Below are 20,218 nucleotides of genomic sequence, written 5' to 3'. Positions count from 1 at the left end.
GCGCGCCGCAGGCGCGCTGCCGGGCCCAACTCGGTTGACGGCATCTTTGATGCTGGCAAGCGAGGCGGGAGACCCCTTTGCCGCACCAGCTTTCAAAGGGTTTTGAACAAGTCCGTCAGTCTCTGGGCTTCGTCGCTCAGGCCAAACGGCGCGTTGACCACGAACATGCCGGATCCGATCATGCGATGATCCTTTCGCGCCGCCGGAAAGGTCACCTCGTGCCGCATCGCTTTGGGTAAGTTCTGCCGAACCAATGCATCGACCATCTGTTGTTGGCGGCTATCCCGCAAGATCGGATACCAAAGCGCGATGACCCCGACATTCCATTTGCGATGCAGCTTAGCGATGATACCCGGCAGGCGATCATACTCTGATTTCACCTCATAACTCGGATCGATCAGCAGCATCCCCCGGCGCGGCGTGGGCGGCAGCAGGGACTGCGCCAGATTATACCCGTCCTGCTTGTAGACCCTAACGCTGCCCCCCGGCACAGCCTGCGACAGCGCAGCATGTTCCTGCGGATGCAGTTCGGCAAAATGCAAACTGTCCTGTGGTCTGAGCAAACTTGTCGCAATCAGGGGTGATCCCGGATAACACGCCGACCCAAATCTGGACCGCGTCGCCACGATGGCCTGCGCCAGCGGATGCGATGCCTCGAACCATTCGCCCCGCTGCACCCGCTCAATCCCGGCCGCCGCTTCACCCGTCTTGCGCGCCTCGTCTGAATCCAGCCGGTACACCCCGCGCCCGGAATGGGTTTCCACATAGGTCAACGGCTTGTCCTTGCGGGTCAGATAAGACAGCGTCCATGCCAATATTGCGTGCTTTTGCACGTCGGCCAGATTCCCGGCGTGGTAAATATGTTGATATGAGAGCATGTTGCCTTCTAAAGTCCCTGCAAATGAGGCGAAAAGGTGCTGATTGTCGCGGAATCAGCCCTTTTACCGGGCGAGTTGGCACCCTATAAGTCATCCGTCCCGGAACCGTCGAGTCGCGGGCAGTAGAAAAACCGACATACAGGATCAGGGGAAACATGGGGATCTTTGGCAATCTGGGCGGCCTGTTCACAGCGGACATGGCTATCGACCTTGGGACAGCAAACACGCTGGTTTATGTCAAAGGTCGCGGTGTGATCCTGTCTGAACCTTCGGTTGTGGCCTATCACGTCAAGGACGGCGTAAAAAAGGTTCTGGCGGTCGGAGAAGACGCCAAGCTGATGCTGGGCCGGACTCCTGGATCGATCGAGGCGATCCGCCCCATGCGCGAGGGCGTGATTGCAGATTTCGACACCGCCGAAGAAATGATCAAGCATTTCATCCGCAAGGTGCACAAACGCTCGACCTTCTCGAAACCCAAGATCATCGTCTGCGTCCCTCATGGCGCGACACCCGTTGAAAAGCGCGCGATTCGTCAGTCGGTTCTGTCCGCAGGCGCGCGCCGCGCCGGTCTAATTGCCGAACCAATTGCAGCCGCCATTGGCGCAGGGATGCCGATCACCGATCCGACTGGAAACATGGTCGTCGATATCGGCGGCGGCACCACCGAGGTTGCGGTTCTGTCGCTGGGCGACATCGTCTATGCCCGCTCAGTCCGCGTTGGCGGCGACCGGATGGACGAGGCCATTATCTCGTACCTGCGGCGTCAGCAGAACCTGCTGGTCGGTGAATCCACCGCTGAACGGATCAAGACCACCATCGGCACCGCCCGGATGCCCGACGATGGCCGGGGCCAGTCGATGCATATCCGCGGCCGCGACCTGCTGAACGGCGTGCCCAAGGAAATCGAGATCAGCCAGGCCCAGGTGGCCGAGGCTTTGTCGGAACCGGTCCAGCAGATCTGCGAGGCGGTGATGACCGCGTTGGAGACCACGCCGCCCGATCTGGCGGCGGATATCGTGGACCGGGGCGTGATGCTGACCGGTGGCGGCGCGCTGCTGGGTGATCTGGATCTGGCCCTGCGCGAACAGACCGGTCTGGCCGTGTCGATTGCCGATGAAAGCCTGAATTGTGTGGCTTTGGGCACCGGCAAGGCGCTAGAATACGAAAAACAGCTGCGCCACGCGATTGACTACGAAAGCTAAGGCGCGCACCCTTTGCACATAGGGTAAATTCGGCACGAGCAGCACGGGAAGGTAACCTGTGGCAAAAGACCGATCACAGCGCGATGACTACACGACCCCGCTGCGGCGCCTGCTTTTGGGGATCGTTGTGCTGTGCCTGTTGGGCATCTTTGTCGTCTGGCGGATCGATAGCCCGCGTGTCGAACGTTTCCGCGCTCAGGTGGTGGACGCCGTCGTCCCCTCGATGGAGTGGGCGATGGTACCTGTAACGGCGACCGTCAATCTGGTGCGCGACTTCCAAAGCTATCAGCGCCTGAGCGAACAAAACCGCGAGCTGCGGTCCGAGTTGCGCCTGATGCGCGCCTGGAAAGAGGCCGCGCTGCAACTGGAACAGGAAAACGCGCGCCTGCTGGATTTGAACAATGTGCGCCTTGATCCGCGCCTGACCTATATCACCGGGGTTGTGATGGCAGATAGCGGCTCACCCTTCCGGCAGTCCGTTCTGCTGAATGTGGGTGAGCGGGACGGGATCGTCGATGGCTGGGCCACGATGGACGGGATCGGGCTGGTCGGGCGGATTTCGGGCGTCGGGCCGGATACGGCGCGTGTCATTCTGCTGACCGATGCCTCCAGCGCCATTCCCGCGACCATCCAGCCATCAGGGCAAACGGCCCTGATCGCGGGCGACAACACCCCGGCCCCAGCCGTCGAATTCCTTGAAAACCGCGAGCTTGTGCGCCCCGGCGACCGGGTGATTACCTCGGGCGATGGGGGCGTGTTTCCCGCCGGTCTGCTGATCGGCCAGATTGCCGCAGACCCCGGCGGTCGCCTGCGCGTGCGCCTGTCCGCCGACTTCGAACGGCTGGAGTTTCTGCGGGTTCTGCGGTTCAACGCGGCGCCCTCGATCCGCGATCCCGGTGGCATTGTCGGCCCGGCGCGCCCCGAAGCCGCTCTGACACCCAATGAGGCCGGCGATGGATAAACCTGCCTCACATAACTGGGCGATGCGGGGGCTTTATGTGGTGTTGGCGTTTCTGGTCCTGTTCCTGCACCTTCTGCCGCTGAACGCGCAACCGGATCGCTGGCCCTTTCCGGATGTCATGATCGCGCTGACCTTTGCATGGGTGCTGCGCCGCCCGGATTACGTACCGACCTTGCTGACCGCCGCCGTGATGCTGATGGCCGACCTGCTGTTGCAACGCCCGCCCGGATTACTGGCCGCATTGGTGGTTCTGGGTGCGGCCTACCTGCGTTCGGCAGCACCTGGCATGCGGGATGCGGGCTTTGTGGGTGAATGGATGTCGGTCGGCATGGTCACAACTGGCGTATTTCTTGGAAACCGCGTTATTCTGGCCGTCCTGTCCGTTGATCAGGCCGCCTTTGCGCCCGTCCTGTTTCAGTTGGTCGTGACGATTGTGACGTATCCGGCAATTGTTCTGCTCAGCCAGTCCGTCTTTGGCGTGCGACGGATGTCGGCAGCAGACGTCAGTGTTGCGGGGGCACGGGCATGAAGCCGCGCAAGACCAAAACCCAGGGCCTTGCCTATAAACGCCTGCCGCGCCGGACCTTGATACTGGGCGGTCTGCAAGCCGCCTTTGTCGGCGGGCTGGCGGCGCGAATGCGGTTCATGCAGGTCGATCAGGCCGATCAGTATCGCCTTCTGGCCGAAGAAAACCGCATCAACATCCGTCTGATCCCACCCACTCGCGGGCGGATCTATGACCGGAACGGGCAGATCATCGGGCAAAACACGCCGTCCTACCGTATCGTCATCGTGCGCGAGGATGCAGGCGACGTCGACAAGGTGATCGCCGAGCTGTCCAGCATAATCCCCCTAAACGAGGATGAGATCGAACGCGCCAAGACCGAGATGCGCCGCTCGGCCCCGTTTCTGCCGGTCACACTGGCCGATCAGGTGACGTGGGAGGATATCTCGAAGGTTGCGGTAAACGCCCCCGCCCTGCCCGGCGTCACGCCCGAGGTCGGTTCGACCCGGCAATACCCCCGATACGAGGATTTCGCCCATATCGTCGGTTATGTCGGCCCTGTCAGCGATTATGATCTCAGCCAGATCGAAGATCCCGAACCGGTGCTACGCATCCCGCGCTTCCAGATCGGCAAGGTCGGGTTGGAAGCCAAACAAGAGATCTCGCTGCGAGGCCGTGCCGGCTCCAAGCGGATCGAGGTTAACGCTTCGGGCCGAGTGATGCGTGAATTGGACCGGCAGGAGGGTCAGCCCGGTGCCGACCTTCAGCTCTCGGTCGATGCGGACCTGCAGCAATATGCGCAAGCCCGACTGGCTGGTGAAAGCGCCGCCGCTGTGGTCATCGACTGCGAAACCGGCGATCTGCGCGCGATGGCCTCGGCCCCCAGCTTTGACCCCAACCTGTTCGTCCGCGGAATCTCGGTCGCGGATTACCAAATACTGACGCAGGACAAGTACCGCCCATTGGCCAACAAAACGGTGCAAGGCACCTATCCGCCAGGCTCCACCTTTAAGATGGTCACCGCTCTGGCAGCACTTGAGGCTGGTGTCATCGGTCCTGGCAATACCGTCTATTGCCCCGGCCACCTGAAGGTCGGCAGCCGCCGCTTCCACTGCTGGAAGCGTGGCGGTCATGGCATGGTGGACTTGAATACATCGCTGAAGCGCAGTTGCGACGTGTATTACTACGACGTGGCGATCAAGGTCGGCATCGACAAAATCTCTGAGATGTCCAACATCCTTGGCCTGGGAATAAAACATGACATTCCGATGTCCGCTGTGCGCGCCGGGCTGGCGCCCAATCAGGCATGGAAACAGCGGGTCCATGGCGAGGAATGGCTGATCGGTGATACCGCCAATGCGTCCATCGGGCAGGGCTTCATGCTCGCCTCGCCCATGCAACTGGCCGTGATGACTGCAAGGATCGCCACTGGACGCGCCGTTGCGCCCCGACTGGTGCGGTCGGTCAACGGGGTCGAACAGCCCTCGGGCGCGGGTGAAGCGCTAGCGATCAGCCCCACCAACCTGCGCTACATTCGCGAGGCAATGTGGTCGGTGTCGAACGACAGGCGCGGGACGGCCTATCGCAGCCGTATCATTGCGGATGATCTGCGTATGGCGGGCAAGACCGGCACCAGCCAGGTTCGCAACATCACCAAGGCCGAACGGGCTGCTGGGGTGATCCGCAATGAGGACTTGCCGTGGGAACGCCGAGATCACGCCCTGTTCGTCAGTTTTGCGCCCTACGACAATCCCAAATACGCGATTGCAGTGGTGGTGGAACATGGCGGTGGCGGATCGAAAGCAGCGGCCCCGGTTGCACGAGATATCATGCTACAGGCACTCTACAAGGGCACCCCGCCGCTTGAGGCGTACCCGGTCGCGGATCGGGACCGTATTAAAGAGCAGCAAAAGAGGCTTGAGGGCGACCGTCGCCCCAAAGCGCGCCCTGACGAGAAGGACCGCGCATGAGCTATTTAGAGTATAACGTCAAATCCACGCCATCGGGGTTCCGCAAGTTTCTGTACATGAACTGGCCTTTGACCTTGTTGCTGATCAGCACGGCCAGTGCCGGGTTCCTGATGCTGTATTCCGTGGCAGGCGGGTCGTGGATGCCCTGGGCCGAACCTCAGATGGAGCGGTTTGGTCTGGGCTTAACTGTGATGTTTATCATCGCGCTTGTACCGATCTGGTTCTGGCGAAATATGTCGGTGCTGGCCTATCTGGGGTCCATCGCTCTGCTGGTTTTTGTCGAGCTTTTTGGAACCATAGGTATGGGCGCTCAGCGCTGGATAGATCTTGGTTTCATGCGGCTGCAACCGTCCGAGGTGATGAAAGTCGCATTGGTCATGGTGCTGGCGGCTTATTACGATTGGCTGCCTTCTCACAAAACTTCTCGCCCGCTCTGGGTGATCATTCCGGTGATCCTTATCCTTATCCCGACCTTCATGGTCTTAAGGCAACCGGACCTTGGCACCTCGATCCTGTTGCTGGCCGCCGGTGGCGGGTTGATGTTTTTGGCAGGTGTGCATTGGGCCTATTTTGCGGCGGTAATAGCGGCAGTGGCGGGGCTGATTGCCGCTGTCTTCAACAGCCGGGGAACCGAATGGCAGTTGCTGAAAGACTATCAGTTTCGCCGCATCGACACATTTCTTGATCCTTCATCCGATCCACTTGGCGACGGATACCATATCACCCAATCGAAAATCGCTTTGGGATCGGGTGGCTGGAACGGGCGCGGCTTCATGCAAGGCACCCAGTCGCGCCTGAATTTCCTGCCCGAGAAGCACACCGATTTCATCTTCACCACACTGGCCGAGGAATTCGGCTTTGTTGGCGGCATCACTCTGTTGATACTCTATGCTCTGATCCTGATCTTCTGCATGGTCACGGCGCTTTCGACCAAGGATCGGTTCTCGTCACTGGTGGTGCTGGGGATTGCGCTGAACTTCTTCCTGTTCTTTGCGGTCAACATGTCGATGGTGATGGGACTGGCCCCGGTTGTGGGCGTGCCGCTGCCAATGGTCAGCTATGGCGGATCGGCCATGCTGGTCCTGATGGCCGCCTTCGGTATTGTCCAAAGCGCGCATATCCATCGCCCCCGCTGATCTGAAAGGCCCTTCATGCCCGTCAACGTTCTGTTCTCTGCGCGCCCTGACCTGTGGCCGATCTACGAGCCGCTGTTGACCAAGGGTCTGGCCCAGGCCGGGTTGGACGTGCATCTGGCCACCGACATGGACCCGGATCAGGTGGATTACGTCGTCTATGCGCCAAATGGCGGCCTATTGGACTTCACGCCCTATTCAAGGCTGAAGGCTGTGCTGAGCCTCTGGGCCGGGGTCGAAAGCATCGCCGACAACGCAACTCTGACTGTTCCGCTGGCCCGCATGGTCGATCACGGGTTGACGCAAGGCATGACGGAATGGGTTGTGGGCCATGTCCTGCGGTATCATCTGGGCATGGACACCCATATCACCCAGCAGGACGGTGTTTGGACCCCGATCGCGCCACCGCTTGCGACCGAGCGCACGGTCTGCGTGCTGGGGCTGGGAGAGTTGGGGCAAGCGGCAGCGCAGGCGCTGGCCACGCTGAACTTTCGCGTTTTGGGGTGGAGCCGCACCCAAAAGGACATCCGGGGCGTGACCTGTCTGCATGGGGCCGACGGTTTGAGTACTGCCTTGTCGCAATCCGAAATCGTCGTGCTGCTGTTGCCAGACACGCCCGCGACAGAAAACACTCTGAACGCCGAAACATTGGCGCTGTTGCCAAAGGGGGCAAAGATCATCAATCCGGGGCGCGGCCCGCTGATCGATGACGACGCCCTGCTGGAGGCGCTGAACACCGGGCAGGTCGGACACGCGACGCTGGATGTGTTTCGCATCGAGCCCCTGCCACCCGAACACCCCTATTGGACACATCCGAACGTCACAGTCACCCCGCATATCGCCTCGGAAACCCGGCCCGTCACAGCGGCGCAGGTGATCTGCGAAAACATCCGGCGCGGCGAAGGCGGTGAGCCGTTTGTGCATCTGGTGGACCGCCAGTTGGGATACTGACGGCCCGATCCGATCAGGCGGCGATCAACCCGCGCCCTTTCAGCAGGGCCTCGACACCCGGCAGGCGGCCCCGGAAGGCCAGATACAATTCCTCGGCCTCACGCGAGCCGCCGGTGGAGAGGATATTCTCTTCCAGCGCCTTGGCGCGTTCAGGGTCAAAGGCCCCTCCGGCCTCTTCGAATGCGGCGAAGGCGTCGGCATCCATGACCTCGGACCACATATAGCTGTAGTAGCCTGCGCTGTACCCGTCGCCCGCAAAGACATGGGCGAAATGCGGGGTGGCGTGGCGCATCCCGATGGCCCTTGGCATGCCGATTTCGGCCAGAACCTCGGCCTGCTTGGCCATCGGGTCCGCCGGGGCTGCGCCTTCGTGAAACGCCAGATCAACCAAGGCCGAGGCCACATATTCGACCGTCTGGAACCCTTGGTCGAAATTGGCTGCCTTCAGCACCTTCTCCAACATCGCCTGAGGCATCGGCTCACCCGACTCGGCATGGGTGGCGTATTCTGCCAGAACCTCGGGCACTTCCAGCCAGTGTTCATAAAGCTGGCTGGGAAGTTCGACGAAATCCCGCGCGACGGACGTGCCCGAAATGCTTTCATAGGTCACGTTCGACAGCATCTGATGCAGCGCATGGCCGAACTCGTGGAACAGGGTCCGCGCGTCATCGTAGGACAGCAGCGCCGGATCGCCCTTGGCGAAGTTACACACGTTGATTACGACGGGCGCTTGTTCTTCGGGGAATTTCGCCTGCGCCCGCATGGCGCTGCACCAGGCCCCTGACCGTTTCGAGCCTCGGGCGAAGTAATCGCCAATGAAAACCGCCACGTGCGTCCCGTTGCGTGTCACCTCCCACGCCTGGCAATCGGGGTGGTAGAGCGGCACGTCCAGCGGCGCAAACTCCAGCCCGAAAAGACGGTTGCCACAGGCAAACGACGCCTCGATCATCCGGTCGAGTTGCAGGTACGGTTTCAGTGCCGCCTCATCCAGATCATGCTCGGCCTTGCGGCGCTTCTCGGCATAATAGCGCCAATCCCAGGCTTCCAGCGGGCCGTTCACGCCATCCTCTTGCATCAGGCCGGTCAGTATCTCGGCATCCGCATCGGCGCGGGCTTTGGCGGGCTCCCAGACCTGCATCAACAGAGCGCGCACGCGGTCGGGCGAGCGGGCCATTTCGGTTTCCAGCTTGAAATCTGCAAAGCTGTCATAGCCCAGCAGCTTGGCCCGCTCTTCCCGCAGGGTCAGGATTTCGGCTGCAATCTCGCGGTTGTCGGTCTCGTTCCCATTTGCCCCCCGCGCAGCCCAGGCGCGATAGGCTGTTTCCCGCAGGTCGCGGCGGGATGAGAATTGCAGAAACGGCACGATCAGCGAGCGGGACAGGGTCACAACCGGCCCGTTCGCGCCCTTTTCCTCACCCGCTGCGCGGGCCGCCGCGATGACGAAACCGGGCAGGCCCTCCAGATCATCCTCGGTCAGTTCCATGAACCAGTCACGCTCATCCGCCAGCAGGTTCTGGGTGAAAGACGTACCCAGCGAGGCAAGGCGCGATTTGATCTGTTGCATGCGTTCATCGGCCTCGCCCTGCAGCGCGGCACCAGCGCGGACAAAGCCGCGATGGGTCAGCATCAGAACACGGGCCTGTTCATCGCTCAGGTCCAGATCATCGCGCCGCTGCCAAAGATCGGCCACTCGGCGGAACAGGTCCTTGTTCGAGGAAATGCCCGAGAAATGCGCCGACAGTTTCGGTGAAAAGTCACGCTGCAACTCTTCCCGTTTGGGGTTGCTGTCGGCCCCCGCCACCGTGAAAAACACCGACAGGACCTTGTCTAATTCCTCCCCCGCGGCCTCAAGTGCCTCAATCGTGTTGGCAAAGGTGGGCGCGTCCGGGTTTCCGGCAATCGCGTCGATCTGAGCGTTATGCGCAGCCATCGCCTTATCCAGTGCCGGGGCAAAATCTTCATCTGAAATCGCCGCGAATGGCGCGATTTCAAAGGGCGTGGTCCAGTCGGACAGGATCGGGTTGGTCATGCAGATCTCCTTTGACCCTCAAGCTAGGTAGGGTGCGGGGAATGGTCCAGAGGAGGTGGTACCGGAACCGGCAGAATTCGTCGCAAATCTGCTTGCCTTGTCGCGTTAGCCCGCTCAGGTTCGTGGTGAAAGGGAGGACGCATATGACAAAACCCAATCGCCCCGCCGGGATCATGACGACAGCGATCCATGCCGGGGATCCGCCCGACGCCTCGACCAACGCATCGGCCCCGCCGATCCATATGAGCTCGACCTATATAACCGAGGATCTGGCCGGGTTTTCCGCCCATGATCTGACACCCGAGACGCCCTATGTGTATTCCCGCTGGGCCAACCCGACCGTGGCGGGGCTGGAGGCCAAGATCGCTGCGCTGCAAGGCACCGAGGCCTGTCTGGCGACCGCCTCGGGGATGGCGGCGGCCTCGGCGATCTTTTTCACCTTTCTGTCGGCAGGCGATCATCTGATTGTCTCCGACGTGTCTTATGCAGGCGTGGCCGAACTGGCGCGCGAGACACTGCCGCGCATGGGCATTGAGGTCTCAGCCGTCAACATGTCTGATCCGTCGAACGTGGCTGCGGCCCTGCGCCCCAACACGCGGCTGATCCATACCGAAACGCCAGTAAATCCCATCGGGCGGCTGACCGATCTGGCCGCAATCTCGCGGCTTGCGCGTCAGGCCGGGGCGTTGCTGAGTTGTGATGCCACCTTTGCCTCGCCACTGGGCATGGACACGGTGGCGTTGGGTGTTGATCTGACGCTGCACTCGATCACGAAATATATCGGCGGGCATGGCGATGCGGTGGGCGGCGCGGTGGCCGGATCGGCGGAGCTGGTCGCGCGGATGCGGGCCGAGGCCGCGATCCATCACGGAAGCGTTCTATCACCGTTCAACGCCTGGCTGATCGCGCGCGGCGCCACCACCCTGCCCCTGCGCATGAAGGCCCATCAGGCCGGAGCCATGGCGGTAGCCGAATGGCTGGACAATGACCCGCGGGTCACCAAGGTGATCTATCCCGGTCTCGCATCGCATCCGCAGGCCGAACTGGCGCAGCAACAGATGTCGAATATGTCCGGCATGATCTCATTCCAGGTGGGCAACGCTGCTGAGGGCGAACGCATCGCGCAACAGATGATCGAGAGGCTTGAGGTGATCCACTATGCAGTCTCGCTGGGGCATCATCGCAGCCTGATCTTCTGGATGGGCACCGATGGGCTGATGGAGACGTCGTTCAAACTGGGCGGCGCGCAGTTGGAGGATTACCGCGCCTATGCGGGCGACGGGATTTTCCGATTGTCGGTCGGGCTGGAAGATGCCGAGGACCTGATCGCCGATCTGGACCGCGCTTTGGGGTGAACGGGGCTCTCCCGCCCGCGCAGCGCGCATCGCAGATGCGCCTTGGCGCGGTTGGGCCGGGCCGCGCGCTGGCGCGCGCGGCGGTTACGCCTGGGCGGCTGCCTGCGCGCAAATCGGGCAATCGGCGCGTTTGGACAGGGTGATCTTGCGGCTTTCGCCATAAAGCGCGTCATAGATCAGCATTTCGCCCCGCAAGGCGGCCCCGGCACCGGTGATCACCTTGATCGCCTCAACCGCCATCATGGATCCCACCACGCCGGGCAGCGGCCCGATCACCCCCGCTTCGGCGCAAGAAGGGGCCAGCCCGGCGGCGGGCGCTTCGGGGAAGATGCACTGATAGCACGGGCCTGTGGTGGCGGGGTCAAAGACGCTCAGCTGCCCTTCCCATTGCGAGAGCGCGCCAGAGATCAAAGGTTTCCCCAAGGCAACCGCCGTTCGGTTGGCCAGATAGCGGGTGTCGAAATTGTCCGTCCCGTCCAGGATCAGATCGAAATCGGCGAACAGGTCCGCCGCGATCTCTTCGCTGAAACGGCGATTGTAGGGCAGCACCACAACGTTCGGGTTCTGAGCCTCCATCGCTTGTTGCGCCGAGAAAACCTTGGGCATTCCGATGTCGGCGTCGCGGTGGATCACCTGCCGTTGCAGGTTGGCGTTTTCAACCACGTCGTCATCGATCACGCCGATGGTGCCAACCCCTGCCGCCGCCAGATACTGCAACGCGGGCGCGCCCAGACCGCCTGCGCCGATGACCAGAACCCGCGCTTTTTTGAGTTTCTTCTGCCCCGGCCCGCCCAATTCCCGAAGGACGATGTGACGGGCATAGCGATCCAGTTCGGTTTCAGAGAAACGGTCCGAGGGTTTGACAGTATCCTGATTTGTCTCGGGCGTGGCCCGGTTGCGCAGGACTTTCAGCACCCTGCCATAGAGCAGAACCAACGCGGCAAACCCGGCCAGGATCAGCCACATCGCCGCCGACCCACCCGTCGCCTCGCGCAAGGGATTGCCGTCGGGCAGGATCAGCTGCGCAATGATGACGCCCGACAAAAGAACCGCGACCGAGACCAGCCGGGCCGTGCGCGATACACCCGCGATGTAGCCGACGCCCCAAAGCCCGGCGGCCAACAGAAGAACCAGCAACATCAGCCGCGCCCGGTGGAGCCGAAGCCACCTGTCCCGCGTTCGGTATCGCTCAGGTCGTCCGCCACTAGGAACTCTGCCTGAACGACCGGGGCGACGACCAGTTGCGCAATACGTTCACCATGCGCCACGTCAAAGGGGACTTGCCCAGCATTCATCAGGATCACGCCCAGCGGTCCGCGATAATCGCTGTCGATTGTCCCCGGCGTGTTGGGCAGGGTGATCCCATGTTTCAGGGCCAGCCCCGAGCGCGGGCGGACCTGAACCTCATACCCTTGGGGGATTTCGATCCGCAGGCCGGTCGGGATCAAGGCGCGCTGCCCGGGCACAAGTGTGATCGCCCGACCCCCCGGAAGGTTTGCGCGCACATCTGCACCGGCGGCACCGGATGTTTCATAAGACGGCAATGCCACCGAGGCATCGGACCCCGCGTCGCGGATCACACGAATTGCGACCATTCCAGTTCCTCTTTGTTCATAGTCCAAGGCGTCAATCGCCCAACGCCTCGGCAATCTTCTGGGCCAGACGGGCGGCCACCGCGTCTTTGCCCATGCGAGGCCATTCCTCGGCACCAGTGTCCGAGATCAGCACCACCGCGTTTTCCGCCCCGCCCATGATACCGGTCGAGGGGCTGACATCGTTGGCGACAATCCAGTCACATTGCTTACGCAGTCGTTTCGCGGTGGCATTTTCCAGAACGTCATTTGTTTCCGCCGCAAAACCCACAACCAGCGCTGGCCGTCCGTGCTCCAGATGCGCAACCCGTTTCAGGATGTCGGGGTTTTCCGCAAACTCCAGCGTGGGCAAGCCGTCGCGGGTTTTCTTCAGCTTCCGGTCCGAGGCGCTGGCGACGCGCCAATCGGCCACGGCGGCGGCAAACACACCAGCATCCACCGGTAGGGCGGCGTCGACCGCGTCCGACATTTCCTGCGCCGTTTCAACGCGCACCACCTGCACGCCTTCGGGCGGGGGCACATCGGCGGGGCCGGTGACAAAAACCACATCCGCCCCAAGCGCCGCCAAAGCCCGCGCCACGGCGGTGCCCTGCGCCCCCGATGACCGGTTGGCGATATAGCGCACGGGGTCGACGGGTTCATGCGTGGGGCCGGACGTCACCAGAATGCGCTTGCCCTGCAAGGGGCCGTCCGACAATTGGGCCTCGATCGCGGCAACAATCTCTAGCGGTTCGGACATGCGGCCGGGACCGTATTCGCCGCAGGCCATATCCCCTTCGTTCGGGCCGACGAACCGAACGCCATCCGCCTGCAATTGCGCAAGGTTGCGCTGGGTCGCGGGGTGATCCCACATCCGCACATTCATGGCAGGCGCGCACAGAACGGGCGTGTCGGTGGCCATCAGAAGGGTCGAGGCCAGATCATTCGCCAGACCCGAGGCCATCTTGCCCATCAGATCCGCCGTCGCCGGGGCAACAACGATCAAGTCAGCCGAGCGCGAAAGCTGTATATGGCCCATCTCGGCCTCGTCGGTCAGGTCGAAGAGGTCGCGATAGACCTTTTCACCTGCAAGCGCGGACACGGACAAGGGCGTCACAAACTCTTCCGCCGCGCGGGTCACAACGGGGGTTACGGCCGCGCCACGCTCTTTCAGCCGCCGGATCAGGTCCAGCGATTTGTAGGCAGCTATCCCTCCGCCGATGATCAGCAAAATGCGTTTGGATGACAGCATGTTCAGCCCTTCTCGTCCCGATCGGCCCCGACATTAGGCAACGCCACCGCGTAGTTCCAGCGGTTAATTCTGGGTCTCGAACGCTTTGCAGGGGTCTTCGCGATCAACAGTCGGGCTGTCAATCACCGCGTCGAATGTGCCCTCGATTGCGCCATCCTCGGATTGGCCCAGCACAAAAACCTTCAACCCGGGCTGCATTCGCGTCAGAAAGGTCGGAATGCCACGGTCCTTGCGGGCATGGCCGTTGCCGGTGATCACCGCAACCGGCCCGCCGGTGTCTTCGATCGCCTGCAGGGTCGAGCGTGTCAGCACGGCGTCACGCAGGCGCTGTATTGCAACCATTTGCGGCAAGGCCTCTGCCGGAAGCGCGTCACAATGCGCGGCCAACTGGTCGGCTTCGCGCGCGGCCTGCTCGTCAGGCGGCAGTGGAACCGTCAGGCCATATCGCGCCGCATCCGCGCCCAGCGCTGTTGCCGCGCCTCGCTCCATCGCGGCCCGGGCAGCGACACGCGGTACCATGGCACCGTAGACTGGCGCGTCGGATGCCTGAAAAACAGGGTAATACATGCTGAGCGGCGGCCAGCCGGTTTCCGCCCAGCGCAGGATGCGGCCCAGTTCTTCGGGATCGGACACGGCCTTTTGCGCCAGCCTTTGGGCGCCTTCTTCTGTCACCATCTCCCACACAACAGCCGAGGGCGACAGGGCTTTGACCGCCTCGCTCTGAACCTGATGATGCCTGGGATTGTCGTGAACTTCGCCCAATATCACAACATCCGCCGACTGCATGTCGGCAATCATGTCGGGAGGGATCAACGCGTCCGCCTGGCCCGGACGCGCCGAGACCATCGTAACCATCAGTGCACAAAGCAGAATCGCAAGCCGTGTCATGCGATGAAGTGTTGCACCTCTCGCGACTGGGCTTCAAGGTTCTTGCGCATCTTCACAAATGCTGCGGCCTCAAGCTGGCGGACACGTTCCTTGGACAGACCAAGCTCATCCCCCAGGCTTTCCAGCGTCCGCGCGGGTTCGCGCAGCTTGCGTTCGCGTACGATGAAACGCTCGCGGTCATTCAGTGCGTTCATGGCGGTCAACAACCACTCGCGCAGTTGTTCGGTGTCATGGTTGTGCGCAACCGTTTCTGCCGCCTGTTCCCGGTCGTCTTCCAGCGCATCGATCCATTCGCGCCCGTCCTCATCAACCGATTGCACCGCGTTCAGCGAGAAATCCGAACCTGACAGGCGGCCTTCCATCATCTCGACATCGCGCAGGGGCACACCGATTTCAGTAGCAATCATCTGGTGCAGCTGGTGCCGGTCCAGTTCCAGACCCTCGGTCGCCGCTTCGCGTTCCAACCGTGCCTGAACCCGACGCATGTTGAAGAACAGCGATTTCTGGGATGAGGTCGAGCCGGTGCGCACCATCGACCAATTGCGCATCACATAATCCTGAATACTGGCCTTGATCCACCAGACGGCATATGTGGAGAAGCGCACGCCCCGGTCGGGGTCAAACTTGTCAGCGGCTTTCATCAGGCCCAGACCGGCCTCCTGAATCAAATCGTTCATCGGCGCGCCATAGCGCTTGAACTTGGCCGCCATCGAAATAGCTAAGCGCATATAGGCGGTGATCAGGCGGTGAAGGGCTTGTTCGTCACGCTCATCGCGCCAGGCATAAGCCAACTTTAACTCGGTCTCTGCGTCCAGCAATTCGGCCTTCATTGCCTGCCTGGACATCGAAAAGTCGGTCGCGTTGTCAAGTGCCATGAAACTCTCCCAATTATCGTATTCGATGGCCGGGCTTGCCTTGCCGACCTGTCGTCGATACGCAGAGCACAAGCAGGTGGATCACTAGAAAGGTAAGAATTGTGCTGCCCGATTTAACCTTTGTGCTGGGCGGGGCTGCTTCGGGCAAATCGGCTTTTGCCGAACAACTGGTTGTTTCATTGGGGAAAAGCCGCGTTTATCTGGCCACATCACAAGTGTTTGATGATGAGATGCGCCAAAAGGTCGATCAGCATATCGCCCAACGCGGCCCGGATTGGCTGACGGTCGAGGCACCTTTGGATTTGGCCCCGGTTTTGGCGGAATTGAAGGCGGATCAGGTCTGTCTGATCGACTGCGCCACCATGTGGCTGACCAATCACCTGCTGGCCGAAACCGATCTGGCCACGGCGCAGGCTGACCTGCTGGACGCGCTGGGGCATTGCGCGGCGCAGATCGTCATTGTCTCAAACGAAGTAGGTCATGGGATCGTACCCGAAAACGCTTTGGCCCGCCGCTTTCGCGAGGCGCAGGGTCGCTTGAACATCGCCCTGGCCGCTCGTGCCGATCTGGCGGTACAGGTGACGGCAGGCTTGCCGATGGTTCTGAAGGGGACATTGCCGTGACCCGGCTGCACCTTGTCCGCCATGGCCCGACCCATGCCAAAACCATGGTTGGCTGGTCCGATCTTCCGGCTGATCTGAGCGACACAGCCGCCCTGGAACGCCTGCATGACTACCTGCCGCCCGCGGCAATAGTCGTGTCCTCGGACCTGTCGCGCGCCTTAGAGACTGCAACAGCTATCCAAGGCACACGCCGCCGTTTGCCCCATCACCCGGACCTGCGCGAGATCAATTTCGGCGCGTGGGAATTGCGCGGCTTTGCCGAAATCGAGGCCGAAGACCCCGAACTGGCCTTCGCCTATTGGGACAACCCCGGCGACGTTCGCCCACCACAAGGTGAAAGCTGGAACGAGGTGCGCGCGCGGGTCGATGGCGCGATTGACACCCTGATCGCCAATCACCGGGGCCACGATCTGGTCATCGTCGCCCATTTCGGTGTGATCCTGACACAGGTTCAGCGCGCGCTGGATCTGGACGCGCAACAGACCTTTGCGCACCGCATCGACAACCTGTCCGTGACCCATCTGGCATTTGACGGTCAGGCATGGTCGGCCGGTGTAATCAATCACCTTCCGTGATCGGGCGGCGCACAAATCACTGATTTACCTGCGCGACGCGCTGCGTCATCGTCCCTTTATGACCTATGACCTTTTTATCGGCGACAGGCTGTTTTCCAGCTGGTCCATGCGCGGTTGGCTGATGCTGGAAAAGTTCGGCCTGCCCTATCGAACCCATATGATCGGCCTTTATTCCGGAACCATGGCTCAGGATATGGAGCCGCTGTCTCCGGCCCGGCTGGTTCCCGCGATGCGCTTGCCCGAGGGAACTGTCGTGGGCGAAAGCCTCGCCATGGCCGAAACGCTGGCCGAACGCCACCCGGAAGCCGGCTTATGGCCCAGAGACCCGGCGGCACGGGCCACGGCGCGTTGGCTATGCGCCGAGATGGTCGCTGGCTTCACCGCCCTGCGCGGCGAATGCGCGATGCAGTTGAAGCATGTCTGGCAGGGGTTCTCTCCATCTGAGGACACGCTGACTGATCTGGCGCGTATCGAAACACTCTGGGCCCATGCGCGCCGAATCTCGGGGGCCAAGGATGGACCGCTTTTTGGCGCGTATTCTCTGGCCGATGTGTTTTACACGCCGGTGGCCGCACGGATCATTGGCTACGGCCTGCCTGTATCCGAGGCCAATCGCGACTACTGCATCGAACTGCTCAGCGATACATTAGTGCGCCAATGGCGCGCGATGGGGCTGACGGTTGAATATAAGCCATTTCCCTACGCTTTGGATTTGCCCATTGCGCCATGGCCAGTGGGCGGTGTTTCAACGGCCATGGCCGCCGAACCCGGCCCGCCAGTTAACACGATGTGCCCCTATTCCGGAAAACCGGTGACCGATTTTCTGGAACTGGACGGACAACGCTGGGGCTTTTGCAATTCGTTCTGCCGCGACAAAACCGTGGCTGACCCCGAGGCATGGCCCAAATTCACCGCCATGCGTGCTGCCGTTAACGATTCTTAAACCGCAACCATGGCAGCAACGTCCTGTTAACCAAGAACAGGATCGCCATGGTTGCCCGCGCTCATACCGTTGCTTTTCAGGGGGTCGAGGCCCGCCCGGTCGAGGTTCAATGCGCCGTATCGCCGGGCTTGCCTGCGTTTTCCATTGTCGGCCTGCCGGACAAGGCCGTGTCCGAAGCACGCGACCGGGTCCGTAGCGCGCTTAGCGCCATGGCCATTGCCCTGCCGTCGAAGCGGATCACCATCAACCTCTCGCCCGCCGATCTGCCGAAAGAAGGCAGCCATTTCGACCTGCCCATCGCCGTCGCCCTGCTGTCGGCGCTGGAGATCATTCCGGCAGATGCCGCCGACGGCACAGTTGCCTTGGGTGAGTTGTCCTTGGATGGATCTTTGGTGCCCGTGGTCGGCGCTTTGCCCGCCGCCATGACCGCCGCCTCCGAGGATCGCGCGCTGCTTTGCCCGCGCGCATCCAGCGCCGAGGCGGCATGGGTCGATGCCACTCAGGTGATCGGGGCCGGGTCTCTGGGCGACGTCGTCCGCCATTTCTCGGGCCAGTCTCCTCTGGCCGAGGCGAAACCGGGTGAGGTAAACCTGTCGCCCAGCGCCCGCGATCTGCGCGACGTTAAAGGGCAGGAACGTGCAAAACGCGCGCTTGAGATTGCCGCAGCCGGGCGGCACCACCTGATCATGATCGGAACGCCCGGCTCGGGCAAATCAATGCTGGCCGCACGCCTGCCCGGCATTCTGCCGCCTTTGACACCGGTCGAGGCGCTGGAGACGTCTATGATCCAATCCCTTTGCGGGCTGCTGGATGAAGGCGGCATCAGCTGCGCGCGACCCTTCCGCGAGCCGCACCACACGGCCTCGATGGCGGCGATTGTTGGTGGCGGCAAGGGCGCAAAACCCGGCGAGATTTCATTGGCCCATAATGGCGTGCTGTTTATGGACGAGTTTCCCGAGTTTCCCCGAACGGTGCTGGAAACCCTGCGCCAACCAATTGAGACGGGCGAAGTGATGGTGGCGCGCGCCAATGCGCATGTGAAATATCCCTGCCGTTTCATGCTGGTCGCCGCAGCCAACCCCTGCAAATGCGGCTATCTGACCGATCCGTCCCGCGCCTGTTCCCGTGCGCCCGGATGCGGCGAGGATTATCTGAACCGTATTTCCGGCCCGTTGATGGACAGGTTCGATCTGCGGATCGAGGTTCCGCCTGTTGCCTTTACCGACCTTGATCTGCCGCCATCCGGCGATAGCTCGGCCACCGTCGCGACACGTGTGGAACAGGCGCGTCAGGTTCAGGCCACGCGCTACGCAGATACGCCATCGGTCCGGCAAAACGCGGATGTTGAAGGTAAACTGTTGGAAGAGGTCGCAGCCCCGGATCCCGAGGGCAAAGACCTGTTGCTGAAAGCCGCCGACCGGTTCGGCCTGTCGGCCCGCGCCTTTCACCGCATCCTGCGAGTCGCGCGCACCATTGCCGATCTGGATGGTGCGCCGGATATCCGCAGACCCCATGTGGCCGAGGCGCTGAGTTTTCGCATCAGCGCCAGGGTGATGGCCTAGATTTTGGCCTCGATCGCCTGCCAGATCTTTTCGGCGATGTTCTCGCCGTTAAAGCGCTCGAGCTCCTGAATGCCAGTGGGCGAGGTCACGTTGATTTCGGTCAGGTAGTCGCCAATGACGTCGATCCCGACAAAAATCTGGCCCTTTTCTTTCAGAATTGGACCGATGGCGGCGCAAATCTCGAGATCGCGTTCGCTCAGCCCGATCTTCTCGGGCCGTCCACCCACATGCATGTTCGAACGCGTCTCGCCTTCGGCCGGGACACGATTGATCGCGCCCACCGCTTCCCCATCGACCAGGATCACGCGCTTGTCGCCGTTTTTGACATCGGGCAGGAATTTCTGAACGATCAGCGGCTCGCGCGAGAAGCCGGAGAACAGCTCATGCAGGGACGTGAGATTGCGGTCGTTGGCATCAAGCCGGAACACGCCTGCACCGCCATTGCCATAAAGGGGTTTCAGGATGACGTCCTTATGCTTGTCCTTGAACGCTTTGATAGTCCGCAGATCCCGCGCAATCGTGGTCGGTGGCATCAGATCGGGGAAATCCAGGATCAGCAGTTTTTCGGGGAAGTTGCGAACCCAAAACGAGTCATTGACCACCAGAACCTGACCTTTGAGGCGATCCAGCAGATGGGTCGACGTGATGTAATGCATGTCGAACGGCGGGTCCTGTCGCAGCCAGATGACGTCGAACTCGGCCAGATCAACCTCACGTTCCGGTCCAAGCACCGCCGGATCTCCGGGCACACGCTGCACCGTCATGTCCTGACCGCGCGCGGTGATCCGACCTTCCTGATAGGCCAATTGGTCCGGGCCGTAGAAGAACAGCTGGTGCCCGCGGGCCTGCGCCTCTTCCGCAAGGCGGAAAGAGCTGTCGGCATTGATGTCCACGGCCCCGATCGGGTCCATTTGAAAGGCGATTTTCATGGCATGTCCCTCAACT

Annotated in this window: 19 protein-coding genes; 11 read left to right on the top strand and 8 right to left on the bottom strand. The window is 61.7% G+C overall.

Annotation, left to right across the window (positions count from 1 at the left end):
• Window positions 1-92 precede the first annotated feature (92 nt).
• Window positions 93-878 carry a 23S rRNA (adenine(2030)-N(6))-methyltransferase RlmJ gene (locus ACR0E6_RS17970; RefSeq protein WP_480585794.1) on the bottom strand — a complete coding sequence of 262 codons (786 nt, stop codon included), beginning with the start codon at window positions 876-878 and terminating at the stop codon, window positions 93-95.
• Between the two features lie 155 nt (window positions 879-1,033).
• Between ACR0E6_RS17970 and ACR0E6_RS17965 the strand changes: the two genes are divergently transcribed.
• The 6 genes from ACR0E6_RS17965 to ACR0E6_RS17940 are packed head-to-tail and all read left to right on the top strand — an operon-like array spanning window position 1,034 to window position 7,600.
• On the top strand, window positions 1,034-2,080 hold the full coding sequence (locus ACR0E6_RS17965) for a rod shape-determining protein (RefSeq protein WP_039523195.1): 1,047 nt from the start codon (window positions 1,034-1,036) through the stop codon (window positions 2,078-2,080).
• A 58-nt stretch (window positions 2,081-2,138) separates the two neighbouring features.
• On the top strand, window positions 2,139-3,041 hold the full coding sequence (mreC, locus tag ACR0E6_RS17960; RefSeq protein ID WP_170455545.1) for a rod shape-determining protein MreC: 903 nt from the start codon (window positions 2,139-2,141) through the stop codon (window positions 3,039-3,041).
• Window positions 3,034-3,570, top strand: a complete 537-nt coding sequence (locus ACR0E6_RS17955) for a rod shape-determining protein MreD (protein ID WP_480585791.1) — start codon at window positions 3,034-3,036, stop codon at window positions 3,568-3,570. The genes mreC and ACR0E6_RS17955 overlap by 8 nt, the downstream gene beginning before the upstream one ends.
• Window positions 3,567-5,516 carry a penicillin-binding protein 2 gene (gene mrdA / locus ACR0E6_RS17950; RefSeq protein WP_480585787.1) on the top strand — a complete coding sequence of 650 codons (1,950 nt, stop codon included), beginning with the start codon at window positions 3,567-3,569 and terminating at the stop codon, window positions 5,514-5,516. Before ACR0E6_RS17955 ends, mrdA begins: the two co-directional genes overlap by 4 nt.
• Complete coding sequence (rodA, locus tag ACR0E6_RS17945; protein ID WP_170455550.1) at window positions 5,513-6,652, top strand: rod shape-determining protein RodA; 1,140 nt, start codon at window positions 5,513-5,515, stop codon at window positions 6,650-6,652. The genes mrdA and rodA overlap by 4 nt, the downstream gene beginning before the upstream one ends.
• Window positions 6,653-6,667: 15 nt before the next feature.
• Entirely contained in the window at window positions 6,668-7,600 is a 933-nt protein-coding gene (locus tag ACR0E6_RS17940; protein WP_480585784.1) for a 2-hydroxyacid dehydrogenase, read from the top strand.
• A gap of 13 nt (window positions 7,601-7,613) precedes the next feature.
• Here the strand turns inward: ACR0E6_RS17940 and ACR0E6_RS17935 are convergent, their stop codons facing one another.
• On the bottom strand, window positions 7,614-9,629 hold the full coding sequence (locus tag ACR0E6_RS17935; RefSeq protein WP_480585781.1) for a M3 family metallopeptidase: 2,016 nt from the start codon (window positions 9,627-9,629) through the stop codon (window positions 7,614-7,616).
• 143 nt (window positions 9,630-9,772) lie between these two features.
• On the opposite strand from ACR0E6_RS17935, the gene ACR0E6_RS17930 reads away from it, so the two are divergent.
• Complete coding sequence (locus ACR0E6_RS17930) at window positions 9,773-10,984, top strand: aminotransferase class I/II-fold pyridoxal phosphate-dependent enzyme (protein WP_170737164.1); 1,212 nt, start codon at window positions 9,773-9,775, stop codon at window positions 10,982-10,984.
• Between the two features lie 84 nt (window positions 10,985-11,068).
• Here the strand turns inward: ACR0E6_RS17930 and ACR0E6_RS17925 are convergent, their stop codons facing one another.
• From ACR0E6_RS17925 to ACR0E6_RS17905, 5 genes are all read right to left on the bottom strand, one after another.
• A complete protein-coding gene (locus ACR0E6_RS17925; protein ID WP_480585778.1) occupies window positions 11,069-12,124 on the bottom strand; it encodes a HesA/MoeB/ThiF family protein in 1,056 nt (351 codons plus the stop codon).
• Complete coding sequence (gene dut, locus ACR0E6_RS17920; RefSeq protein WP_480585776.1) at window positions 12,124-12,579, bottom strand: dUTP diphosphatase; 456 nt, start codon at window positions 12,577-12,579, stop codon at window positions 12,124-12,126. Before dut ends, ACR0E6_RS17925 begins: the two co-directional genes overlap by 1 nt.
• 31 nt (window positions 12,580-12,610) lie before the next feature.
• A complete protein-coding gene (gene coaBC / locus ACR0E6_RS17915) occupies window positions 12,611-13,807 on the bottom strand; it encodes a bifunctional phosphopantothenoylcysteine decarboxylase/phosphopantothenate--cysteine ligase CoaBC (RefSeq protein ID WP_480585773.1) in 1,197 nt (398 codons plus the stop codon).
• Window positions 13,808-13,870: 63 nt separating this feature from the next.
• Window positions 13,871-14,695: a ChaN family lipoprotein gene (locus tag ACR0E6_RS17910; RefSeq protein ID WP_170737173.1), complete on the bottom strand. Its 825-nt coding sequence runs from the start codon at window positions 14,693-14,695 to the stop codon at window positions 13,871-13,873.
• Window positions 14,692-15,570, bottom strand: coding sequence for an RNA polymerase factor sigma-32 (locus tag ACR0E6_RS17905; protein WP_170623972.1), 879 nt, complete (start codon window positions 15,568-15,570; stop codon window positions 14,692-14,694). Before ACR0E6_RS17905 ends, ACR0E6_RS17910 begins: the two co-directional genes overlap by 4 nt.
• Window positions 15,571-15,671: 101 nt before the next feature.
• Here ACR0E6_RS17905 and cobU point away from each other — a divergent pair, with 101 nt between their 5' ends.
• Genes cobU through ACR0E6_RS17885 form a run of 4 tightly spaced genes read left to right on the top strand, consistent with a single transcriptional unit; the run spans window position 15,672 to window position 19,273 of the window.
• Window positions 15,672-16,193 carry a bifunctional adenosylcobinamide kinase/adenosylcobinamide-phosphate guanylyltransferase gene (gene cobU / locus ACR0E6_RS17900; RefSeq protein WP_480585770.1) on the top strand — a complete coding sequence of 174 codons (522 nt, stop codon included), beginning with the start codon at window positions 15,672-15,674 and terminating at the stop codon, window positions 16,191-16,193.
• Window positions 16,190-16,768, top strand: a complete 579-nt coding sequence (locus tag ACR0E6_RS17895; RefSeq protein ID WP_480585767.1) for a histidine phosphatase family protein — start codon at window positions 16,190-16,192, stop codon at window positions 16,766-16,768. The genes cobU and ACR0E6_RS17895 overlap by 4 nt, the downstream gene beginning before the upstream one ends.
• A gap of 58 nt (window positions 16,769-16,826) precedes the next feature.
• On the top strand, window positions 16,827-17,711 hold the full coding sequence (locus ACR0E6_RS17890) for a glutathione S-transferase N-terminal domain-containing protein (protein WP_480585764.1): 885 nt from the start codon (window positions 16,827-16,829) through the stop codon (window positions 17,709-17,711).
• A 47-nt stretch (window positions 17,712-17,758) separates the two neighbouring features.
• A complete protein-coding gene (locus ACR0E6_RS17885; RefSeq protein ID WP_480585761.1) occupies window positions 17,759-19,273 on the top strand; it encodes a YifB family Mg chelatase-like AAA ATPase in 1,515 nt (504 codons plus the stop codon).
• Here ACR0E6_RS17885 and gshB read toward each other — a convergent pair.
• Window positions 19,270-20,202 carry a glutathione synthase gene (gene gshB, locus ACR0E6_RS17880; protein ID WP_480585758.1) on the bottom strand — a complete coding sequence of 311 codons (933 nt, stop codon included), beginning with the start codon at window positions 20,200-20,202 and terminating at the stop codon, window positions 19,270-19,272. The genes ACR0E6_RS17885 and gshB overlap by 4 nt on opposite strands.
• Window positions 20,203-20,218 lie beyond the last annotated feature (16 nt).

This window comes from Ruegeria sp. AP12 (genome assembly GCF_056540025.1).
This window is presented reverse-complemented; position numbering and strand designations above follow the sequence as displayed.

What these genes read in the sequence shown, in the direction of transcription:
- ACR0E6_RS17970 (WP_480585794.1), bottom strand. Translation starts at nt 878, where the DNA reads ATGCTCTCATATCAACATATTTACCACGCCGGGAATCTGGCCGACGTG.
- ACR0E6_RS17965 (WP_039523195.1), top strand. Translation starts at nt 1,034, where the DNA reads ATGGGGATCTTTGGCAATCTGGGCGGCCTGTTCACAGCGGACATGGCT.
- mrdA (WP_480585787.1), top strand. Translation starts at nt 3,567, where the DNA reads ATGAAGCCGCGCAAGACCAAAACCCAGGGCCTTGCCTATAAACGCCTG.
- ACR0E6_RS17910 (WP_170737173.1), bottom strand. Translation starts at nt 14,695, where the DNA reads ATGACACGGCTTGCGATTCTGCTTTGTGCACTGATGGTTACGATGGTC.
- ACR0E6_RS17955 (WP_480585791.1), top strand. Translation starts at nt 3,034, where the DNA reads ATGGATAAACCTGCCTCACATAACTGGGCGATGCGGGGGCTTTATGTG.
- gshB (WP_480585758.1), bottom strand. Translation starts at nt 20,202, where the DNA reads ATGAAAATCGCCTTTCAAATGGACCCGATCGGGGCCGTGGACATCAAT.
- ACR0E6_RS17890 (WP_480585764.1), top strand. Translation starts at nt 16,827, where the DNA reads ATGACCTATGACCTTTTTATCGGCGACAGGCTGTTTTCCAGCTGGTCC.
- coaBC (WP_480585773.1), bottom strand. Translation starts at nt 13,807, where the DNA reads ATGCTGTCATCCAAACGCATTTTGCTGATCATCGGCGGAGGGATAGCT.
- ACR0E6_RS17930 (WP_170737164.1), top strand. Translation starts at nt 9,773, where the DNA reads ATGACAAAACCCAATCGCCCCGCCGGGATCATGACGACAGCGATCCAT.
- ACR0E6_RS17885 (WP_480585761.1), top strand. Translation starts at nt 17,759, where the DNA reads ATGGTTGCCCGCGCTCATACCGTTGCTTTTCAGGGGGTCGAGGCCCGC.
- ACR0E6_RS17935 (WP_480585781.1), bottom strand. Translation starts at nt 9,629, where the DNA reads ATGACCAACCCGATCCTGTCCGACTGGACCACGCCCTTTGAAATCGCG.
- ACR0E6_RS17905 (WP_170623972.1), bottom strand. Translation starts at nt 15,570, where the DNA reads ATGGCACTTGACAACGCGACCGACTTTTCGATGTCCAGGCAGGCAATG.
- ACR0E6_RS17925 (WP_480585778.1), bottom strand. Translation starts at nt 12,124, where the DNA reads ATGTTGCTGGTTCTTCTGTTGGCCGCCGGGCTTTGGGGCGTCGGCTAC.
- rodA (WP_170455550.1), top strand. Translation starts at nt 5,513, where the DNA reads ATGAGCTATTTAGAGTATAACGTCAAATCCACGCCATCGGGGTTCCGC.
- dut (WP_480585776.1), bottom strand. Translation starts at nt 12,579, where the DNA reads ATGGTCGCAATTCGTGTGATCCGCGACGCGGGGTCCGATGCCTCGGTG.
- ACR0E6_RS17940 (WP_480585784.1), top strand. Translation starts at nt 6,668, where the DNA reads ATGCCCGTCAACGTTCTGTTCTCTGCGCGCCCTGACCTGTGGCCGATC.